Consider the following 17,053-nt stretch of genomic DNA (forward strand, 5'->3'; position numbering starts at 1 on the left):
CCCCCGCTCCTTCCTAACCTACAAGAAAAGGAGTGTTGAACATGAATAGCGCAACAAATCAATCTACCTCTAAAACGCAAACTACACAAGGACAAGGTGAATTAAAACGCGGATTAAAATCGCGTCACCTTACGATGATTTCTCTCGGTGGTACAATCGGTACCGGACTATTTCTTGCCAGCGGTGGTGTCATTCATTCAGCTGGTCCTGGCGGTGCACTAATCGCATACGCCGCAATTGGAATTATGGTATATTTCTTAATGACAAGCTTAGCTGAACTTGCAGCTTACATGCCTGTTACTGGATCTTTTAGTACGTATGCAACAAAATTTGTTGATCCATCACTTGGTTTTGCACTTGGATGGAACTATTGGTATAACTGGGCGATTACAATTGCGGCAGAACTAGCGGCCGTAACATTAATTATGAAATTTTGGTTCCCAGATACCCCTTCTCTTATTTGGAGCGGATTATGTTTAGCTATTATTTTCCTTTTAAACTATTTATCTGTTAAAGGGTTTGGTGAATCTGAATATTGGTTCGCACTTATTAAAGTAGTTACAATTATTATCTTTTTAATTGTCGGCTTTATGATGATTTTCGGAATTATGGGGGGCGAAACTGTTGGCTTCAAAAACTTCACTGTTGCTGATGCACCATTTAACGGTGGTATCATGGCAATTATCGGTGTATTTATGGCAGCTGGTTTCTCCTTCCAAGGAACTGAATTACTTGGGGTAGCTGCTGGTGAAACTTCTGATCCAGAGCGTAATATTCCGAAAGCAATTCGTTCGATCTTTTGGCGTATTCTTTTATTCTATATTCTTGCGATTCTCGTTATCGGTTTATTAATTCCTTATACAACTGAAAGTCTTGCCGCAAGTGATGTAACAGTAAGTCCATTTACACTTATTTTCGAAAAAGCGGGCGTTGCCTTTGCTGCTTCTGTTATGAACGCTGTTATTTTAACTGCTGTACTATCTGCTGGTAACTCTGGTATGTATGCATCAACTCGTATGCTTTGGGATTTAGCTCGCCAAGGAAAAGCACCAAAGTTTCTTGGTAAATTAGATAGCCGCGGTGTACCTGTTAACGCGTTAATCGTAACGTCAATTGTTGGTAGTATTGCTTTCATTGCTTCTTTATTCGGTGACGGAGTTGTATACATTTGGTTATTAAACGCATCCGGAATGTCTGGTTTTATCGCATGGGTCGGAATTGCAATTAGTCATTACCGTTTCCGTAAAGCATATATCGCACAAGGAAAAGATTTAAATGACTTACCATATAGAGCAAAATGGTTCCCATTCGGTCCACTCTTCGCATTTACTCTTTGTATTATCGTAATTTTAGGACAAAACTATGGCGCATTTATGGGTGAATCAATCGATTGGAACGGCGTACTTGTTTCTTACATCGGTTTACCACTCTTCTTAGTACTATGGTTAGGATATAAATTTACGAAAAAAACGAAAGTGATTCCACTTGATAAATGTGAACTAAAATAAAGTGAAACGAGCAAACAAATTTGTTTGCTCGTTTTTTGTTGCAAACCTCTTTGCTTCCCTATTGCTCCTGTTTTTGCAATAATAAAGGAAATATAAATAAAGGTTGGGATACAATGAACATTCGCATTACTGATGAAGCGAAAGCAGCTATACATAGATTAGAACTTGAAGATAAAAAGATCGTTCGCATTAGAGGAACAATGACGAACTCTTGTAGTATTTTCGTTGATGTCGATTTAATTTTGGATACATATAACGCAGATGATGTTGTATATGAAGATGCAGATCTTATCGTACAAATGGATTCATTCACGAAAGACTACACTGGTGATACAGTGAAGCTTGATTATAAGACGACTGGTTTTAGTATTACGACTCCGAGTGAGACGTTAGTTTATGGTTTGTCGATTAAAAAATAAAAATTGTTTTCATTTGACCACCGAGGTGAAAAAATGGGTAATTATGTTCCGTTAAAATTTTTATTTAGCGAAGAATTAGCAGAAAAAATAGCTGATTCTATTTGTAAATACGATCCGAATTTCTCTAAAAAAAACTTTGTATCCTCTGTAACATGTAAAGTTGAAGGTTTAGGGTTAAAACAACGTATTGAAGTAATAGCAGATGAATTACATAATGCATTACAAAAAGATTTTAATGAAGCAATACATATATTACTAAAAACATTAGGCCCAGAAAATACAACAGAAGTAGGCACATTTACAAACGGATATATGTACATGCCTCTTGCAAAATACATTGAAAAATATGGACTTAACGACTTTGAAACCTCATTCAACGCCATGTATGAAATAACAAAAAGGAATACTGCTGAATATGCCATTCGGCCTTTTCTTCAAACATACCATGAAGACACACTAAACATATTACAAAAGTGGATTCATGATAAAAACAGCCACATTAGAAGATTAGTTTCTGAAGGTACGAGACCAAGACTTCCTTGGGCTAAAAAAACAGGAGCTCTAAAAGGTGATTTTAAGTACAATTTACAGCTTCTTGAACCATTAATGAATGACCCTTCTAAATATGTTCAAAAATCTGTAGCCAATCATATTAACGATATTACGAAAGAAGATAAAGAACTCGTTTTTCAGTGGTTACAGCAATTACGTGATAAACAGCATCCTATTAATCCTTGGATTATAAAACATGGGCTAAGAACAGTAATAAAAAGTGGTACTTTACCAAAAAATTTTTCTTTTTAAGTATTTTAAACAAAACCGCTTATGCTTCAAAAATGAAGCATAAGCGGTTTTCCTTTTGAATACAGAAATAACAAACATAAAAAGTACTTTAAATTTCTTCTTTATATCATTATTTTACTAACTCTTCTATGTTATTACTTTCCTTAATTTTTTCGGATGATAGCCAGAGTGAATAACTTGTTCCATCCTTGTTCCTTAAATATATGTTAAATTCCTTATTATATAGTTCTTCTTTAAGAATAGTGACTACCTTTCTCAAATCATCTATTACATATGGATCATTTCTATATTTTATCTCACTGTCATTGAAAACTAAAGTCAATTCATACTCTAGACAATTGCCGTCTTTCGGGTGTGGACAAGTAATATCCTCAATTATAAAACGATCATTTTGAATTTCATTTAACCTTACGCCTACTTTTGTTTCAGTTTGAATCAAATATGTCCAATAACCGCTTACTGTGTTTTTCATTGTTAAAAGCAGTTCTTCTTTCGTTATAGCTTTTTGCACATTTTGAAAAGGGAAACCTATAGATTCACCATTATAATCCTCAATTTCAAGTGTTGTTATCTTTCTATTACTCTTCTGAATGAATTGAATTAGAGCATATAAACGATCTAATTCTTTTGATTCAAATTGACTGTAATCAATCTTGTCACTCGTTTTTAAAGTTAATAATAACTTATCCGTTGGTTTCTCCTCTATATCATCATCCACTATATATTGAAAAACATTTTTATTTTCAGGTTCCACGTAACCTAATTTTTTAATTTCTTCTAGCATTAGTTTAAATTTCTTATATTCCTCATATGTTTTTTTCCGTATTGATATTCATCACCTTTTATTCTTGAATATAGGAAGCCATCTACCTCTACTCTAAATTGAATATTTTTGTTATTTTTTGCTTGAACAGTATGATATGTATGCCCCATATTCCCTTCGTTTATAGCACCCCAATGTGTTACAATCACATCAATTCCGTGCTTTTTTTTCACATATTTTTTCACCTGATCGTCATCTTTATAATTACACCCACTTAAACATAAGAAACATAACAATACTAACATTACATTTTTCATTCTTTTCATATAGCACCTTGCCCTCTTTTTTCATAAACAAAATATTCCATATATAAAGAATACTAAATCGCTGAATGTTTTCAAAGAATTAAAATATTTTTACACTCGGTTTATATATCTATTTCTTTTATTAATGGCTCTAATAAGTTTTAATATTGATAATCGAATATAATAAAAAGAAACCTAAATTTAAGGTTTCCCATTTTTACCAACAATTTAAATTTTAATAGATATTTTTTAGCCAAGTAATAATTCGTAGTACCTGAAACGACTCAAACCAAGTAATGAAAAACAGGAGAACAAAGAAAGAGATAAGTGATATGAATTTTAATCTTCCATCTTCACGTCTAGCAATCGCTATAATACTCAGAACCACTCCAATTAAAAAAGAAATATACCCTAATAGGATAATAGGCTCAGAATAGCTATCTATTATCCTATTTAATCCAAATAATAACATTCCAAAAGTCATCAATGTTATTGAAAATACACTAAATTTTTTCATAATTCAACCTCCAATATAATTTTACTATTTTATGGAGAGAATAATTTTTTTATGCGTATGGATGAACAATTACACTATAAAATTAGATAACTCAATTTATTTTTTCATTAAACAACTGCCTTCTTTTATACCCTCAAAGGATTTTCACTCAATTAACCCGAATATATAAATAACAATTCTCACAAGGAGTAACTTTATATGAATCTATTCGAACACGAAACATAAAACCGTTCCACTTTAATAAGAGGTCCTCCCTTTTTCTTTTCTCATCATATCATCCATTAAAAAAATAGGAGGACATAATTATGAAACGTGATCCATTATTTTTAACTTTATTAGAAAGTGCAAATACACATTTTAACGGCTGGGATTTTTCTTTCATTTCAGAAACAGGTCGAATGAAGAGCGAGCCTTTATCGTGGTCATACGGCAGTACTGCTTTTCAGCTTATGCAACGTGCAGAATCAATGCTCGATATGGGTACTGGCGGCGGAGAGTTTTTATCTATGTTACAACCGTTCCCGTCAACTATATTCGCTACTGAGGGCTACGCTCCAAATGTGCCAATTGCTCGAAAGAAATTAGAGTCTTTAGGGGTTACCGTTGTAGAAGTGACCGATGATACTGCTTTGCCATTTCAAGATGGTCAATTTAATTTAATTATAAATCAACATGAATCGTATGCTGCTTCTGAGGTAAACAGAATTCTTTCTCCAAGTGGCGTTTTTCTTACACAACAAGTTGGCAGTCTTGATTGCGCGGAACTTAATGAGCAGTTTGGCTCACCACTAAATAGCGAATTTGCAAGTTGGTCTCTCGAAACCGCATGCAGTGAGTTAAAGCAAAATGGATTTACTATCTTAGATGCAAAAGAGGAATTCCCTTTCCAACGCTTTTATGATATTGGCGCTATCGTCTATTATTTAAAAGCAATTCCGTGGCAAGTTCCTGATTTTACTGTCGAAAGGTACTTTGAGGAGTTATATCGTATACATGAGATTATTTTGCAAAATGGATATTTTGATGTGAAACAACATCGTTTTATGATTAAGGCGATTTGTAGCTAACAAAAAGAGGTGGCAAAGCCACCTCCTTTTTGCTCCGTTTACATATGTTCTCTACTCTTTCATAATAAGAAAAGTTATATCATGCATATTACAATTATGACCAATGAATTGTATTTCTGAAACATATAATCAACTCGCATATAGGATGAGAGCAAAAACGTGATTTTTCACTTTCCTCTTCTATTGAGAAATGAGTTGTTTTTCATATCGCTTGTTCGCATCATCTTCTGTCAAACATGCAGTTGTGTAATGAATAATATTCCGGTTATCATACGTAAACGTATGTTCTAACTTATTTTCTTCTGTTAATACTGTCGGTAAGTATTTTGGTAAATTGCTAACTACTCCTCTATTATCACCATCTAATATCCAATCAATTTCTTTCCATTCTAATAGACCTTCAGCCGTACGTAATGGTATATTCATTTGCATTCCATCTGGCAAATCAGCAACGAACACATACATTCCTTCACTAGCCTGGGGCTCATCTTTACCTTTAAAACCAACAGTCCCTTTATACGTTACACTTGAAAGTTCTATGCCCGTTTCCTCAAATGTTTCTCTAATTATTCCTTCGTATGGCGTTTCATTATCTTCTATTTTTCCTCCAACACCATTCCACATCCCCATATTCGGCTTTTTATTTCTATTTAATAGCAGTATTTTATCGCTTTTTCTAATAAAGCAAATTGTGTATTTGTACATACGATCATTTCCTTTCATTTTCCACATGAGTTATTTGGCTTATTTTCAAGTAAAAACACTCGCCTTACAATTCCTTACTACATAATATATAGTACAACTTTCATGCGTAAACACTTTACGTCAAACGAGAGAATCCTTTTTAGAAAGGAGAATTTAAAATCGATACTATAAGCAATGAATTTCTAAACCAATATTACAACAGCCTCGTATGGTTAAACGATACACACTGGTTCGGGGTTCCAATCTGTAAACTTCCCTCTGATCTCTTTTTGTATCAAGAAATTATTTATGAATTAAAGCCCGATTTAATTATTGAATGCGGGACTTTTCACGGTGGTAGTGCACTGTATTTAGCTTCTATGTTAGATTTAATTGGAAAAGGTCACGTACTTACTATCGATATAACTCCGCAGCCAAATCGACCATCACATAATCGGATTACGTATTTAACAGCATCTTCTGTTTCTGTACAGGCCGTCCAAACAATAGTAAGCATGCGCAAACCTGATGATGTGGTTTTAGTTATTTTAGATTCTGATCATAGTAAAGAGCATGTATCCAAAGAACTATTACTATATAAATCTATCGTCACTACTGGCAGTTATATGATTGTAGAAGATACCTCCATTAATGGACATCCGCTTCTTCCCGATTGGGGGCCTGGCCCGATGGAGGCTGTGGATGAGTTTTTAACTAAAAATAATAACTTCATAATCGACGAGTCTAAACATAAATTTTTCATATCATTTAATCCAAAAGGTTTTTTAAAGAAAATAAAGTGAAACTTTAATAAGTGGGGTTTTGCTCCTCTCCCACTTATTCTATTATTTTCATTTTTGAAAAAGGATAATATACAAATTCCACCTTGCCAATTATGTTATCTTCTTCAATATATCCTAAGCCATTTCGACTATCTCTACTTACTTCGCGGTTATCTCCCATTACAAATAACTTATTTGGCGGAATTTTTGTCTTTTGAAAATTATAAAACACTTGTGTGTTGTTAAATAAATCTTTGTTTGTATATGGTTCTTCTTGCTTTTTATCGTTCACATATACCTTTCCGTTCGTTATGTTAATTACATCACCAGGAAGCCCTATTACACGTTTCACATAATATTTCGATTCATCCTCTTCTTTTATAATGACAATTTCTCCGTGTTGTAAATTAGAAAGACGTACTACTGCTTTATTTACAAATACGTAGTCTTCTTCATATAAAGTGGGCTGCATCGATTCCCCTTCCACCTTACATAAAGTAAAAGAATGGTAGCCTATGACTATCACCAATATAAATAGTATGTACTTTCCCCAGCCTCTCTTAATCTCCTTTTTCATATCCATTCCCACCTTATAAAGCGCTTTTTAACTCAAAAAATATATCACTGCACAATATGTTTCCATGCAGTGATACTATTTTTACTGTGCCTTGTTCGGTTGTTCTACTGGAATTGAATTTGCATTTGATCTATTTGTTTTTAACTCAAAATACGCATCCAAAATTTCTTTACCAATCGCAGAATTAATTCCTGATTTATCATCATTCACCCATGGTACAACAACTGAAAAAGCTACTTCCGGATCAGCATCATATGGTGCATAACCGGCAAGAGTTAAATTATAACATTTTTTTCGGTTGTTGTTCTCATCTCTTCCAATATCACTTTCTCCACCATATACTGTCTCAGCTGTTCCTGTTTTTCCCGCTGGTTTATATGGTAGACCTTTAAACGTTCCGGTACCTGTTCCGTCAGCTTCTTGAAAAACTCTTCTAAATCCTTCTTTTACATGATTAATGTACGAAGTGTCCATATCCACTCTATTTAATACAACTGGTTCAATCGACCGAACGACTTTTCCTACATCCTCTGGTCTATTTGGTTGCTCTCTAACTTCTTGTACAATTTGTGGCTTCATTCGGTAACCGCCATTTGCAATGGTTGAAATATATTGTGCAAGCTGCAGCGGCGTATATGTATCATACTGTCCAATCGCGTAATCAAGTAAAAATCCGGGTATGTTATCAGTTCTACCTACTTGACCAATTGATTCATTTGGCAGGTCAATACCAGTCGACACACCTAGGCCAAATTGTCTAAAATAGTAGCGCATTTTATTAAATGTTTCTTGTTTAATGTCTAATGGATTATTTGGGACATAATTAATGCCTGCCATTTTTAAAGCCGTATTAAACATATAAACGTTCGATGACACTTGCAAAGCTCTTAAATCATCAATATCCCCAAATTCTTTCCACGATTTCTTCGGCTTAGAACTTCCTTTAAAATACATTGGTGCATCAAAGAAATGTGTATACGGCTTAATCGCTTCTGTTTGATATCCAGTTAATAAAGTAGCACCTTTTACAGTTGACCCTAACTCATAAGAACTTGTCATCGTTCCTAATGCATAATCTTCTATTTGCATACCGCCATCTTTATTTACAATTTTCTTTCCTGCCATTGATAAAATTTGACCGTTTTTCGGATTCATCATTACTACGAACGCACGATCCATCATCGGCTCTGCAGCATGAAAGGCTCGTAAATTCTTTTCAAGGCTTCCCTCTACTCTTTTCTGTAAATCCATATCGACTGTTAACATCAAGTTATTTCCACTTTTTCCTTCAGTCACTTTTTCTGTTCGAACAATCTTCCCTGCTTTATCCATAATATTTTTAGACTGTTCTTTCGTTCCGTGTAGTGCATCTTCGTATTGTTTTTCGATGTAACTTTTACCAATACGGTCGTTTCGATTATAATCACGAACTAAATAATAATCTAATTGTTCTCTTGGCAACCCTTCATTTTCATTAGAAACGCTACCTAGTATAGAGCGCAGTATTTTATCATTTGGGTATTCACGTTCCCAATCTACTGTTGTATCTATCCCCGGTAAACTTGCCAACCTTTCACTAACGACAGCATATTCATTTTGACTTACATCTTTTTTAACGATTTGCGGCGTCATTTTATATCCCGCATTCATTTTGCTTTTAATGGCTAGTACTTCTAGGTCTTCTTTTGAAAGTTCACTTAATTCTTCTTGTGTAATTCTTTCCCTACGTAACTCTTCAACTTTTTTATCTAATTCTTTCCCTTCTATCTCCTGCTTTCTAAATTTACTCTCATCTTCTTTCGTTACTTTCGCTGCTGCCCGCTTTTCATTTAACTGCATCCAAAAATCCTTTTTATCTGTTTCTGTTAACTTGTCTATGTCCTCTTGCGACATTTCAATTAGCTTAGCTAAATCTCTTGCTACTTGTAAAACTTCTTTCGAGTCTACTCCTCTCATTTTCGTATATGTAACGGTTCGCAATGGTTTATTATTTACAATAACGTGACCTTGCCGATCAAACATTTTCCCTCTAGGAACGGGAGTGCTTACCGTTACATCTTCCTTTTTATTTACTTCATTTCTATACGTTTCTCCATCAATGATTTGTACTTTACCTAATTGAATTATAATAGCTGAAAATAAAAGAAAGACAATAAAAAATAGTACATTTAACCGAAATGGAATATGAGTCTTTTTCTTTTTCGATAGTTTTTTCTGCTCCTTTTTCTGTCTCATTTCGCTCCCTCGCTTCATTCTATTAACATTTCTACGCAAAGTCATTATGTATCAAATTTATTTATATGATATATATAGAATTTTATATTAATTATAAAAGAAATAAAAGATTTAATTTTCAGTTTTTTATTTTTATACCCTATTTATTACCATTCCCTTAATGCACAATAAAATGAATATTATTCTAAAAGAAAAATGGGGCAAATTTATTTTTATACCATTAGTTTACATTTCTTTGTATACTAAAGAAATAAATTCATAAAAGACATTCTTAAGGAGAGAACGAAAATGACAGATTCGTTTATCATACATACTAAAACGCCACATTGTTTAAACTTTATGATCTACATTCAAAATATTTATCTCAATCAAAAAGGAAAAAAAGAAAATTTTCGTTTTCCTTACATAACAAAAACATTACATTTCTCCACTGACTTTAAAACAAATTTCAAAGAATTATGGCTGACTCTTCGTAAGCAAACTGCTAACGACAGATATGATTTACAAATTTTCCACGAGGAGAATCATATATTTTACAAGAAACTTTTTGACGCTAATTTATGTGATGAGGAATCATTTAAAGAATTAATATGTAGCTTTAAAGTATGGTGGACTAGCATAGTAGGTCAGCTTTCAATAGAATGTTCCGTAAGTAATTATAGTGTACAACTTTATAATGACTTAGTTTTATACTTAAAGCAAAACGAAATAGAGCCTTTACAACAGCTACATATTAGCTTACTTTATGACGATTGTGTATTCACTAAAGATAATATTACTTCTTACTCTGCTATTTTACCTATGAAACAATTTTTTATAAATTATAGAGATGTTGTTACTACATTATCAAAATGTTTTCATATGGCTTAAAACAGCGATTACTCAAATAAAAAACTGAGGTATCTACCTCAGTTTTTTCGATAACTTATTTCATTAAAGATACCTCTTCAACAAATTCACCAATTTTATTTTGAAAAACATAATCAAAGTTATATTCCTGTCCTGTTAACTCTTCATTTACTAAAATAGTTGTTGCCCCTACTTCTCTCTTTGCGATTTGTGGGAATGAAGCGACAGGTTGTACTTTTAATGACGTTCCCATAACGAGAAGTACATCTGTTTCATATAAACGTTTCATTGCATTTTGATATTGAGGCAGTGTATCTCCGTATAAAACAACGTCTGGATTTAAAATGAAATTACACTTCTGACAGCGCGGCACTTCATGATCAATCATATACTGTAAATCATATCCCGCTTTACACTTCGGACAATGTGCTGTTTGAAGTGTTCCATGTAAATCAATGACATGTTTACTGCCACCTAATTGATGTAAACCGTCAATATTTTGCGTTAAAATCGTAATATCTTTCCCTTGTTCTTCTAGCTCAGCTAAAAAACGATGTCCACGATTTGGTTTATATTGATGGAACGTATTAATTTGAAAGATTTCTTTATAATGCTTCCAAAATTCTTTCGGACTTCGGTTATAGTACCCTCTTGATAAGTACATCTCCACATTCGCATCAGCATACAATCCATTTGCTGAACGGAAATCTGGGATACCACTTTCCGTACTTGCACCAGCGCCTGTTAATACTGTAATTTTCTTCGCTTTTTCTAAAATTGAACGTACTTCTTCAAATTGTTGCACAAAAATCACCTCTATGTATTTTCCTATTCTTATTATACCAGTTGTTTACAGGAGGTGTTGTACAATTCATTTTACTTAATGCGTTGCGCCCCCAATCTCTACAATATCTACTTCAACTGTCATCGTTACTTCAATTGCCAATTCTATTCCCTTACTAATAGTAGAAAGTGACATACTCGGTTGCCCTGGATAATTACTCGCTTGTTCTGGTAAAAACGGAATATGAATGAATCCGCCTTTTATTTTCTTATCATGTTTCTCTAGTTCATGCATAAGTCCATAGAATAAGTGATTACAAACGAATGTGCCTGCCGTCTGTGAAACAGATGACGGTATGCCCTCTTCGCGAAGTTTTTTTACGATTGCTTTCATCGGAAGTGTAGACCAATACGCAATCGCTCCTTCTTCTACAACCGGTATATCTACCGGCTGATTTCCTTCATTGTCTGCGATTCTTGCATCATCAATATTAATTGCAACACGTTCTATCGTAATATCTGGTCTGCCCCCAGCTTGTCCAATGCATATAATAATTTCCGGCGCTAGTTCTTCTATATACTCTTTTAATACGCTTATTGATTTATGAAATACAGTTGGTACTTGTTTGCTTATTACCTTGTATTCTCCAATTGTTTTTTCATGCAAACCTTTTGCTACTTCCCAAGCTGGATTGATATTTTCTCCGCCAAACGGATCAAACCCTGTTAATAATACTGTTTTCATAGTTTTATCCTCCTAATTAAAAACGATATACAAGGCCGTACATAATAAACATATTTATGATAAAAATTGAAAGAGCAATTGGTACTTGCGCTTTAATAACCGCATTTTTATCCTTTAGCTCTAAAAGCATCGCAGGTACGATATTAAAGTTTGCTGCCATTGGTGTAAGCAGCGTTCCGCAATATCCAGCAAACATACCGAGTGCTGCCATAATTGCTGGGTTTCCGCCGTGCATTTGAACTATTAAAGGTAAGCCAATTCCGCCAGTAATAACAGCAAACGCTGCGAATGCATTTCCCATTACGACTGTAAATAGCATCATGCCTAAACAGTACGCCATAACAGCAACGAACGGATACTCTGTCGGTAATACTTGACCGACTAAATCTGAAACAACTTGTCCAACGCCAGATTTCGCGAAAATACCGCCAAGTGCTGCTAACATTTGTGGTAAAATGACAGCCCAGCCGACAGCTTGTAATAGTCTGCTTCCTTCTTGAACAGGCGTTGTTATTTTTGATTTTGTAATACGCATCGCCGCGACGAATGCGAGTAATGCACCAAGCGCTAACGCTACTAACGTTACTTTATCTGGATCAACAAGAGAGACATTTCCCCATTTAATTTTCCCTAACGTTAACGTACCGATAATTGTAAAAATAGGAATTAATAGTGCAGGCATAAAAATTTTATTTTTTAATTTCTCAGCATGTTTCACACGTTCTTGTACTGGAACTTCTTTTTCCTCTGATTTTGTCACTTTATTTAGCGAGGCTAAAACGACCATAGCGAGCACGATACAGCCCACGTAAAACGAAGGAATTACATTTCCAAATAAAAATGTAACTGCAAACAATGCCCAAAATAAACTAGAACCGAATCTGTTTGGATGTTCACGATCGAATGCGATACGAACAGCGATAAAAGCAACAATTATCCCTAATACATAATAGATTGTATCCATTGTGATGATGTTCATATTAGATTGCCTCCTTCTTTTCTTTTCCTTCTGCCTTCATTGTTTTCTCTATATATTTGTCAAACCTTCTAAATCTAATCCAGCTTACAATAAGTGCAGATATTGCTGTCGGAATGCCCCAAAGTGCCATATCCCATACACCGACATGCATACCTACTGAATCGAAGAATCCTTTCATTAATAAAATAGCACCAGTTGCGATGAAAATATCTTCTCCGAAAAACCAAGCTGTATTTTCCGCAGCAGCTGCGTTTGCTTTAATCTTTTCTCTTAATTTTTCAGGAAGTTTACCGTATTTACCTTGCGCGGCCCCTTCTGCCATCGGTGCAACGAGCGGCCTTACTGTTTGCGCATGCCCACCAATATTAAGCCCTAGTGCTGCTGATGATTCTCTTATCGTAAAATATGACATTAATACTCTTCCAGTTGTTGCTCCTTTTGATTTCGTTATAAGTGCTTCAGCTCTTTCTTTTAAACCGTAACGCTCTAAAATTCCGATTACAGGTAAAGTTAATATAATTGGCATAGACATATATCTATTTTCTATGAAAAATTTACCGAACATGCTGATCACATCATAAAAACTTAATCCTGAAACCATACCAGTAACAATACCTGCAACCATAACTACTAAAAGTGTGTTTAATCTAAATAAAAAGCCCACTGCCACTAATAATATTCCGATTAATTTCACCAATTCCAACACTTCCCCTCATTTTTTATTTCGGTGCACATATAGAAACACCATTATGTTCGAATGTTCTGTATATTCTTTCTGCAAATTGCACTGCTTTTTCCCCATCACCGTGTAAACAAATCGTTTGCGCCTGAACTGCTACTTTCTCTCCATTGATCGAATTTACATGGCCTTCTTTCACCATTTGAAGTACTTGCTTTATCGCTTCGTCTTCATCTTTTATAAGCGCATTTTCTTCTGTACGGCTCGTTAATGTACCATCTTGCTTATATGTACGATCCGCAAAAGCCTCTTGTACGAGAGTTACTTTGTATTTTTCTGCAGCCTGTATAAATGCCACGCTATTTGCTAATCCATAAAGTAATAGACTTGGATTTATACGATAAATTGCCTTTGCGATTGCATCTGCAATTTCCGAATTAGACGCCGCCATATTATATAAGGCACCGTGCGGCTTTACATGATGCATCTTCCCGCCAGCCACTTTTACAAACCCGTCTAATGCGCCGATTTGATATAAAACATAATCGTATACTTCACTTGCTGAAACATTCATGTTTCTTCTACCGAATCCAATTAAATCAGGAAATCCAGGATGCGCCCCTATTGCTACGTTATGCTCCAAAGCTTTTTCAACAGTTTGACGCATAACAGACGGATCACCCGCATGAAAACCGCAAGCAACGTTTATAGAGGAAACGAACGGAAGAATTTCACCATCATTCCCCATCTTATAAGCTCCAAAACTTTCTCCTAAATCACAGTTTAAATCGATTGTAGTCACACTGTTTTCCTCCTAATTTTAACTTCGTAAAGCGATAAATCTCTTTAATAGATTGCTATTTACTTCTTGTTCTATGTACAATTGTTCCGCTTCTTCAAGCGTAATTTTCTCAAAAGAAACATAGTCCCCCGGCTTTAGCTGGGCAAGAAGAGGTAAATCTACTGAAATGATATTTCCCATTCTCGGATAGCCACCTGTCGTTTGCCTATCTACCATTAATATAATCGGCTGTCCACCATTAGGAACTTGAATGGTTCCAAATGTAACAGGACTCGATAAAATCTCTTTTTCTTCAATCCTATTTAAAACTTCTCCCTCAACCCTGTAGCCCATACGGTCAGCATAATTAGATACCTTATACTCTTTCGTAAAAAATGCCTTTCTACTTTCTTCGATAAATTGATCGTATTCAAAGTCAGTTATGACACGAAGCTTAGGATGTTTCTTATACTTTGGTAGTACGCTGTTGCTAATTACCCATTTCGTTTTTATTCGCTCATCTTTTTGTAAGTCTTGAATGAAACGATTCGCCATTTCTGAGTACGTACCAATTTGAAAACAATCTCCTTTTTTCAGCATTCTTCCTTCTATACCACCAATCGCAGCACGTATGTACGTACTTTTGCTTCCCATTGTACGCTCAATATGTATACCACCCGCAAAAGTCACATACGCTCTACAACCACTTTTCACTTTTCCAAAACAAAGCATACTACCTTCTTCCGCTAAAATGGGACGCCATAATGGGATACGTTCTCCATTTAACAACGGTTCCATATCAGCCCCACCAATTGCGAGTAAAGTCGTTTTCTTTATTAACAATTTAGGACCTAAAATCGTCATTTCTAATCCTGCTTCATTCTCTTCATTACCGACTAACATATTGATGAGCCTAAGCGCATTTTTATCCATAGCACCCCCAACAGGTACACCAAACTGTTGATAATAAGATCGCCCTAAATCTTGGACTGTTGTAAACATTCCTGCATGCAAAACTTCTACATCCATTCTTTAGCCCCCTCAAGAGATACATACTCTTCCTTCGTTATCGGGATAAATCGTAAATACATACCACTTTGAATATATGTTGGTATTTCTTCTTTCGGATTAAATAGAGTAATAGGTGTTCGGCCGATAATATTCCATCCTCCTGGTGTTTCAAGCGGATATATACCTGTTTGATTTCCGCCAATACCTACTGAACCAGGAGAGATTTGTAACCGTGGTGTTTCTTTTCTAGGTGTTTCTAATTCTTTTGATAGTCCTCCTAAATACGGGAACCCTGGTGTAAAACCTAACATATATACAAAATATGTAGTTTCACTATGTATTCGAATCACATCTTCTACTTGTAAACCTTTATAATGTGCAACCTCTTCTAAATCAGGTCCATATTCTCCCCCGTAGCACACTGGTATAGAAATATGTTTCACATCCTGTTTTACTTCTTCTTTATAAGAATCACACAGCTCCTTTATATACTGGCGAACGTAATCATATGATCTTTCACTTCTCTCATTTCTCTTCCATACTTCGTATACATTGTAGTAAACAGCTAATGAAGTAAACGACGGAACACACTCAATCATTCCTGCAAACGGATGTTGTTGCAGTGCTTGAAATAACCGCTGTACTTTCTCATATATACCCATCTTAATTTCTTCACCAAATGTAACAATAATTGCTTGATCCCCTAACGCAGAAAATTTCATCCTACTCCCTCTTTCTATGCCAAAAAGCCGAGTTCTTTCGAAATGCGATGCGCTGTTTCTTTCACCTTCGCAATAAAATATGAAATGTTACTTTCGCTGTACTCAATTGCTAATCCTGAAATACTAATGCCTGCTACAACCGTTCCATCGCTCGCGAAAATGGGTGCTGCTATCGCGGCTGTATGATTTTCTAACTCAGAATAACTAATTGTGTAGCCTTCCTTTTTTGCCATTTGCAACACTTCTAACAATTGTTCCTTATCCACGATTGTTCCATCTGCAAACTGTTTTAAATCCACTTCCTCTATGTATCTCCGTTTCTCTTCCTCAGAGAAATACGATAGTAAAATTCTTGGACATGCACCAGCATAAAGCGGTGCTCTTCTTCCAACCGCCGTATACACGCGTACCGGCTGAACACCCTCCATCTTTTCAACGTAAATTGCGTCATTACCATCTTGAATTATTAAATTAACTGCCTGTCCTAAACTATCTCTAAGTTCTTTCATATAAGGAATTGCTATATTTCTTACTGATAATCGTTGTGAAACAAGTTGACCGAACCGTAAAAATACAACCCCTAAACGATATTTCCCCTTTTCGTTTTTTTGTAAAAACGCCATCTCTTCTAACGAGCCAATTAAACGATAAACAGATGTTTTCGGCATATTTGTAAGCCGAACCACCTCAGTTAAACTTAGCTCTTCATGCTCATAAAACAACTCTAAAATATCCATTGTCTTAACTGCCGTTTTATTTATACTCATTCTATCTCCCTTTCGTTCCAAATTACGGAACTTAAATTCCATTTTTCGAAACAAACATATAATTTAAAATTATAAA

General features: G+C 34.9%; 18 protein-coding genes and 1 pseudogene. 6 read left to right on the plus strand and 13 right to left on the minus strand.

Features of this window, described 5'->3' with window-relative positions; all coding sequences use genetic code 11:
• Window positions 1-41 precede the first annotated feature (41 nt).
• From EBQ15_RS07930 to EBQ15_RS07945, 3 genes are all read left to right on the plus strand, one after another.
• Window positions 42-1,508 (plus strand): amino acid permease, encoded by a 1,467-nt coding sequence (locus EBQ15_RS07930; protein ID WP_001083387.1) that lies wholly within the window; start codon window positions 42-44, stop codon window positions 1,506-1,508.
• Window positions 1,509-1,621: 113 nt separating this feature from the next.
• Window positions 1,622-1,927, plus strand: coding sequence for an iron-sulfur cluster biosynthesis family protein (locus EBQ15_RS07940; protein WP_001026166.1), 306 nt, complete (start codon window positions 1,622-1,624; stop codon window positions 1,925-1,927).
• Between the two features lie 33 nt (window positions 1,928-1,960).
• Window positions 1,961-2,731, plus strand: coding sequence for a DNA alkylation repair protein (locus tag EBQ15_RS07945; protein ID WP_000528937.1), 771 nt, complete (start codon window positions 1,961-1,963; stop codon window positions 2,729-2,731).
• Window positions 2,732-2,840: 109 nt separating this feature from the next.
• Here the strand turns inward: EBQ15_RS07945 and EBQ15_RS07950 are convergent.
• Window positions 2,841-3,820: pseudogene (locus tag EBQ15_RS07950) on the minus strand (hypothetical protein).
• A 214-nt stretch (window positions 3,821-4,034) separates the two neighbouring features.
• Window positions 4,035-4,316: a hypothetical protein gene (locus EBQ15_RS07955; protein ID WP_000714730.1), complete on the minus strand. Its 282-nt coding sequence runs from the start codon at window positions 4,314-4,316 to the stop codon at window positions 4,035-4,037.
• Window positions 4,317-4,621: 305 nt separating this feature from the next.
• Between EBQ15_RS07955 and EBQ15_RS07960 the strand changes: the two genes are divergently transcribed.
• Entirely contained in the window at window positions 4,622-5,383 is a 762-nt protein-coding gene (locus tag EBQ15_RS07960; protein WP_000817564.1) for a class I SAM-dependent methyltransferase, read from the plus strand.
• 180 nt (window positions 5,384-5,563) lie between these two features.
• Here the strand turns inward: EBQ15_RS07960 and EBQ15_RS07965 are convergent, their stop codons facing one another.
• Window positions 5,564-6,088 carry an NUDIX hydrolase gene (locus tag EBQ15_RS07965; RefSeq protein WP_033683900.1) on the minus strand — a complete coding sequence of 175 codons (525 nt, stop codon included), beginning with the start codon at window positions 6,086-6,088 and terminating at the stop codon, window positions 5,564-5,566.
• A 158-nt stretch (window positions 6,089-6,246) separates the two neighbouring features.
• Here EBQ15_RS07965 and EBQ15_RS07975 point away from each other — a divergent pair, with 158 nt between their 5' ends.
• Window positions 6,247-6,870: a cephalosporin hydroxylase family protein gene (locus EBQ15_RS07975; RefSeq protein WP_080119249.1), complete on the plus strand. Its 624-nt coding sequence runs from the start codon at window positions 6,247-6,249 to the stop codon at window positions 6,868-6,870.
• A 34-nt stretch (window positions 6,871-6,904) separates the two neighbouring features.
• On the opposite strand, the gene lepB is transcribed toward EBQ15_RS07975, so the two are convergent.
• Window positions 6,905-7,426 (minus strand): signal peptidase I, encoded by a 522-nt coding sequence (gene lepB / locus EBQ15_RS07980; protein WP_033682956.1) that lies wholly within the window; start codon window positions 7,424-7,426, stop codon window positions 6,905-6,907.
• An 81-nt stretch (window positions 7,427-7,507) separates the two neighbouring features.
• Window positions 7,508-9,661, minus strand: coding sequence for a peptidoglycan D,D-transpeptidase FtsI family protein (locus EBQ15_RS07985; protein ID WP_001249180.1), 2,154 nt, complete (start codon window positions 9,659-9,661; stop codon window positions 7,508-7,510).
• 288 nt (window positions 9,662-9,949) lie between these two features.
• Between EBQ15_RS07985 and EBQ15_RS07990 the strand changes: the two genes are divergently transcribed.
• Window positions 9,950-10,531 carry a hypothetical protein gene (locus tag EBQ15_RS07990; RefSeq protein WP_000132263.1) on the plus strand — a complete coding sequence of 194 codons (582 nt, stop codon included), beginning with the start codon at window positions 9,950-9,952 and terminating at the stop codon, window positions 10,529-10,531.
• Window positions 10,532-10,586: 55 nt separating this feature from the next.
• On the opposite strand, the gene EBQ15_RS07995 is transcribed toward EBQ15_RS07990, so the two are convergent.
• From EBQ15_RS07995 to EBQ15_RS08030, 8 genes are all read right to left on the minus strand, one after another.
• Window positions 10,587-11,315 (minus strand): NAD-dependent protein deacylase, encoded by a 729-nt coding sequence (locus tag EBQ15_RS07995; RefSeq protein WP_001183800.1) that lies wholly within the window; start codon window positions 11,313-11,315, stop codon window positions 10,587-10,589.
• 75 nt (window positions 11,316-11,390) lie between these two features.
• Window positions 11,391-12,038, minus strand: coding sequence for a pyroglutamyl-peptidase I (gene pcp / locus EBQ15_RS08000; protein WP_000859713.1), 648 nt, complete (start codon window positions 12,036-12,038; stop codon window positions 11,391-11,393).
• Window positions 12,039-12,054: 16 nt separating this feature from the next.
• Window positions 12,055-13,017 carry a DUF979 domain-containing protein gene (locus EBQ15_RS08005; RefSeq protein WP_001021658.1) on the minus strand — a complete coding sequence of 321 codons (963 nt, stop codon included), beginning with the start codon at window positions 13,015-13,017 and terminating at the stop codon, window positions 12,055-12,057.
• 1 nt (window position 13,018) lies between these two features.
• The gene (locus EBQ15_RS08010) at window positions 13,019-13,714 is read right to left on the minus strand and encodes a DUF969 domain-containing protein (RefSeq protein WP_000239811.1); all 696 of its coding nucleotides are present in this window, start codon (window positions 13,712-13,714) and stop codon (window positions 13,019-13,021) included.
• Between the two features lie 22 nt (window positions 13,715-13,736).
• Window positions 13,737-14,498, minus strand: coding sequence for a 5-oxoprolinase subunit PxpA (gene pxpA, locus EBQ15_RS08015; RefSeq protein ID WP_000207353.1), 762 nt, complete (start codon window positions 14,496-14,498; stop codon window positions 13,737-13,739).
• 18 nt (window positions 14,499-14,516) lie between these two features.
• Window positions 14,517-15,506 (minus strand): 5-oxoprolinase subunit C family protein, encoded by a 990-nt coding sequence (locus EBQ15_RS08020; protein ID WP_000382252.1) that lies wholly within the window; start codon window positions 15,504-15,506, stop codon window positions 14,517-14,519.
• A complete protein-coding gene (gene pxpB / locus EBQ15_RS08025; RefSeq protein WP_000672278.1) occupies window positions 15,497-16,210 on the minus strand; it encodes a 5-oxoprolinase subunit PxpB in 714 nt (237 codons plus the stop codon). Before pxpB ends, EBQ15_RS08020 begins: the two co-directional genes overlap by 10 nt.
• A gap of 14 nt (window positions 16,211-16,224) precedes the next feature.
• Window positions 16,225-16,977: an IclR family transcriptional regulator gene (locus tag EBQ15_RS08030; protein WP_000026393.1), complete on the minus strand. Its 753-nt coding sequence runs from the start codon at window positions 16,975-16,977 to the stop codon at window positions 16,225-16,227.
• Window positions 16,978-17,053: the final 76 nt, after the last annotated feature.

It is taken from the genome of Bacillus sp. 2D03 (genome assembly GCF_003946765.1).
GTDB lineage: Bacteria > Bacillota > Bacilli > Bacillales > Bacillaceae_G > Bacillus_A > Bacillus_A cereus.